The organism is Arthrobacter sp. H20 (genome assembly GCF_000520515.1).
Classification (GTDB): Bacteria; Actinomycetota; Actinomycetes; order Actinomycetales; family Micrococcaceae; genus Arthrobacter_D.
Genome location: NZ_KI914742.1, coordinates 25,053 through 28,973, shown reverse-complemented (window position 1 = coordinate 28,973; position 3,921 = coordinate 25,053). Strand labels below are relative to the sequence as shown.

Annotated in this window: 5 protein-coding genes; 3 read left to right on the top strand and 2 right to left on the bottom strand. The window is 61.8% G+C overall.

The window, feature by feature from the left end; translation table 11 throughout:
• Positions 1–901 (top strand): IS3 family transposase (locus tag Y703_RS0113005; protein WP_081743539.1); only part of this gene is annotated, 901 nt, incomplete at its 5' end.
• A gap of 476 nt (positions 902–1,377) precedes the next feature.
• Here Y703_RS0113005 and Y703_RS0113000 read toward each other — a convergent pair.
• Positions 1,378–1,893 (bottom strand): GNAT family N-acetyltransferase, encoded by a 516-nt coding sequence (locus Y703_RS0113000; RefSeq protein ID WP_026553046.1) that lies wholly within the window; start codon positions 1,891–1,893, stop codon positions 1,378–1,380.
• Positions 1,894–2,017: 124 nt separating this feature from the next.
• Between Y703_RS0113000 and Y703_RS0112995 the strand changes: the two genes are divergently transcribed.
• Positions 2,018–2,242 (top strand): hypothetical protein, encoded by a 225-nt coding sequence (locus tag Y703_RS0112995; protein WP_026553045.1) that lies wholly within the window; start codon positions 2,018–2,020, stop codon positions 2,240–2,242.
• A 269-nt stretch (positions 2,243–2,511) separates the two neighbouring features.
• Positions 2,512–3,348 carry a formate/nitrite transporter family protein gene (locus tag Y703_RS0112990; RefSeq protein WP_026553044.1) on the top strand — a complete coding sequence of 279 codons (837 nt, stop codon included), beginning with the start codon at positions 2,512–2,514 and terminating at the stop codon, positions 3,346–3,348.
• A 12-nt stretch (positions 3,349–3,360) separates the two neighbouring features.
• Here the strand turns inward: Y703_RS0112990 and Y703_RS20980 are convergent, their stop codons facing one another.
• Entirely contained in the window at positions 3,361–3,813 is a 453-nt protein-coding gene (locus Y703_RS20980) for a DUF2087 domain-containing protein (RefSeq protein WP_051427576.1), read from the bottom strand.
• Between the last annotated feature and the right edge of the window lie 108 nt (positions 3,814–3,921).

Genomic DNA, 3,921 nt, shown 5'->3' with positions numbered 1-3,921 from the left:
CACGGTAGTGGCGAAGTACGAGTTCATCGACTCTCAAAAACACGCCCCAGGAAACACGGACCCGGTCTGGAAGATGTGCCGGTGGTTAGCAGTATCAACCTCGGGGTTCTATGACTGGCTCTCCCGGCCACGCTCTGCCACCGCGGCCCGCAGGCAGGTGCTGGCGGTGCGTATCCGGTCCTTCTTCGACGCAGCCGACGGCACGTACGGGTACCGGCGGATTCACGCGGACCTCGCCGCCGAAGGGACCGCCTGTTCCCCGGAGTTGGTGCGCAGCATTATGCGCCAGGAGGAGCTGGTGCCGTGCCAGCCGCGCCCGTTCCGCGTCACCACCAACGCCGATGCCGAAGGTGCTGCCGCGGTCCCGGACCTGGTGAAACGAGACTTCACCGCGGACCGCCCGGGGGTGAAGTTCGTCGGGGACATCACCTACATCCACACGTGGCAGGGATTCCTCTATCTCGCCACCGTGATCGACTGCTATTCGAAGAAAGTCGTGGGCTGGTCCATCGCCGATCACATGCGCACCGAGCTCGTCACGGACGCCCTGAACAACGCCACCCGGACCACCCGAGTGGAGGCAGATGCGACTTTCCACTCAGACCGCGGAAGCGTTTACACTTCCGAAGCGTACCGGGATCTGGTTACCGGCCTGGGTATGCGTTCCTCGATGGGGCGTACCGGGGTGTGTTGGGACAACAGCCTGGCCGAGAGCTTCTTCGGCTCCTTGAAAAACGAGCGGGTCTACCGGACCGTTTACGCCACCAAACTACAAGCAAAACGAGACGTCATCCGTTACATCGAGGGCTTCTACAACAGTCGCCGCCGGCACTCAGCCCTCGGTTACCGCCGGCCCAACGAAGTCCATTACAGTTACCAACAGCCAGCCATGGCAGCGTAGAGAAAACCACCAAATCCGCTGTCCGAAATCACCGCAGCAGCTCAGTTGGAAAAGACTATCGTTCCTGTATCGGAGAAACCCATGATTTGGGTCATCCTCAGCCAGAAGCAGCGCGGTCATACACGCGATATTCGGGTTCGCGAGTTCCACACAGGGCAAAGATGGTGCTGATCATCCCGGCGCTCCATCAACCAGTCGCCGCTAGCCACACCTGTTCTGCTGCCAGGTAACACTGCCCGAGAAAGTGCCATGCGAGGGATCCGCTGGCTGAACAACAGAACCGCCAAATGAGGCTGCTATGAGCCGCCAGTTCTGGCTAAAAGTCACAGTCATAAGCGACGAAGCTCGTGGATAGGTTGATGTTAGACCTCGTCCGATTCAGCGCAGTGGGCGCACTGGAGGTCGAAAAGTCCACCCGAGCCCTGCTATTCGCATATACCCCGCCCGATAAAATGCCCGGCGGGGCTGCTCAACAGCTACAGGTTGAGACGGAAGACCCACAGCAGGATCTCTTCGTCGCGCACCCACCAGTCCCGTTCGGGCTGACGCTCGAACCCCAGCGATCGGTAAAGGGCATGCGCCCGTGTCATATCGGAGCCACTTGTGAGACTGACTGCCGAAATACCGTCCAGGGATCGCGCGTGCCCAATGATCGCTTCGACCATGAGCCGTCCCACCCCACCCCGCTGAATCACCGGGTCCACGGCCAGCATCCGGAACTCCAGTTCACCGGCAACGGCAATGTCCGTGTAGCGCTGTCCCTCAAACGTGATGGCCACCGAAGCGACCACCACTCCGTCGCGCTCGGCTACCCAGATCTCGGCGTGCTCAGCACGGTGCTCGACGTCGGCCAGTACCCGCATGTACGGATGGTCAGATGCCTCGAAGTACCCCGCCTCAAGGTAGGCCGCGCAGGTGATACGACGGACGTCGTCGTAATCCGTCTCGGTGACTGGACGGATCACAAGGCCGGTTGGAGCGTGGGATTTCATCAGATCCTCATCAGGAGAACGGGCGATTACGACGCCGGAAGGTCGCCTTTCAATTCTGCCTCACCGTTCAGGATTCGCTCAGCCGCCCCTGGCCACTCGTCGATCGCCCACGTACGTTTGAAGCATGTTCACCTTTGGCTGGAAAAGCACCCGCGTCCTCTTCGCCGTCGGCTCCATGTTCATCTTCCTCGGTGCGGCCGGACTGATCATGGACCCGACTCGAGCGACAATGGGATTCGCCATCGTCGTCGGAGCCCTGCTGGTAGCCCTAGCGACTCGGGGCCCATGGGACAGCGAGAGCAGCGGCCGCAATCGCTCGGTGCTCGGCTTCAGGGCCCGATCCGAGTGAACGAAGGACAGTCAGCTGCTCGACCGAGCTGAGGACCCCGAGGCCAGCGGGATTGAACTCCAGTGCCCATGACCCCTGAATCAGCTCGGCCTCGGCCCCGATCCCACCGTCGGCAGTGATTGGGCGTTACCATCCTGCCCGGCTCGGTGTGTTGGTATCAGTCAACACGACTGGTCCGTGGCTCACCTCCCCTGTTGCTACCATTTCGCCTATCAAGTAGCGCCGAACTGGGAGAACGACTCCCCCCGATAGATCACAAGAGAGGCGTCATGAGCGAAGAACGCAGGAGGGAACTCGGGCATACCGACGCCCCGGTTGAAGACGAGCTGAAGGAATCCTTCGACAACACCGTCGAGGAGGGCGCCGAGCGCCTGCAACGCACTTTCAGGAACATCCTGGTCACGGGAGTGTTTGGCGGTTTTGAGATCGGCCTCGGCATCATGGCCTACCTCGCGGTGCTGCACGAGACGGATGACCACCTGCTCGCGGGCCTCGCGTTCAGCGTGGGCCTCGTTGCCCTCTTCCTGGCCCATAGCGAACTCTTCACCGAGAACTTCCTGATGCCTGTCGCAGCCGTCGTGGCGAAGGAAGGCAGCCTGATCCAGCTGGCAAAGCTCTGGGGCGGCACCCTCGTGGCGAACCTTGCCAGCGGCTGGATTTTCGTCTGGATTGTCATGCAGGCGTTCCCTGAATGGACCGAGACAGTTGCCGAAAGTGCCCACCACTTCATTGATGCGCCGTTCTCCATGCAGGTGGTGGCGTTGGCTGTGCTGGGCGGCAGCACCATCACGCTGATGAGCCGGATGCAGCAAGGAACCTCTAACGACGTCGCCAAGATCGTTGCGACAGTGATTGGCGGGTTCCTCCTGGCGGGCCTGCAGCTGTTCCACTCCATCCTGGATTCGATGCTCATCTTCGCCGCAATCCATTCCGGTGCTGATATCTCCTACCTGGAGTGGCTCGGCTGGTTCGGCTACACCCTGGCCTTCAACATGCTCGGCGGACTCCTCCTCGTAACGCTGCTCCGCCTGGTCCGCACTAAGGAGCTCCTCGAAAAGCGTCGCAACGAGGCGCCGAAAGACCCTGACGCACCGCACAACGGCTAACGACGGCGGCCCTCAAGCCTGACGATAGCCGGTGCCGTCCGGACGACGGACCAGATGTCCATAGTCCACCAGGGCGCGCCGCAGGGTAGGGATGTCCCGCGTGACCGTCGAAAGCACCAGGTTCACCTCGCGTTCCGACAATTCCTGGCCCGCCGGTATCAACCGCTCCGTCAAGTGCTCAAGGACCACCCGACGTTCGGAAGGATTGCGCGGCAGCCCGTCGAGGTACCCGCTGGCAAAAAAGCGGTCTATTCCCTGGGGCTTATCCCGCGCCGCAGCGCCGAGGACCTCCTGGAACAGGTCCATGTTTACAGTGCCATCGGCGCCGAGCAACCCGGCGGCCGCAAGTTTGTCGAGCTCCTTGGGTGAAGCGACGACGTCGAGTCCCAGCACCGCAGCCGCATAAATCTCCCGCAACCGGGGTGCCGAAAGAGTTGAAAAGACCTTCTGCCAGCTCGCCGTCATTCAGCGGTCCTCGTTGAGTCCGTGGTCAACCTCGCCGCCCGCTGCACGAAGCTGGGTGCCCCTGCGATCGTCACGGCGGCAAGCCGCTCGTCCTCGTCCGGCCCTCCG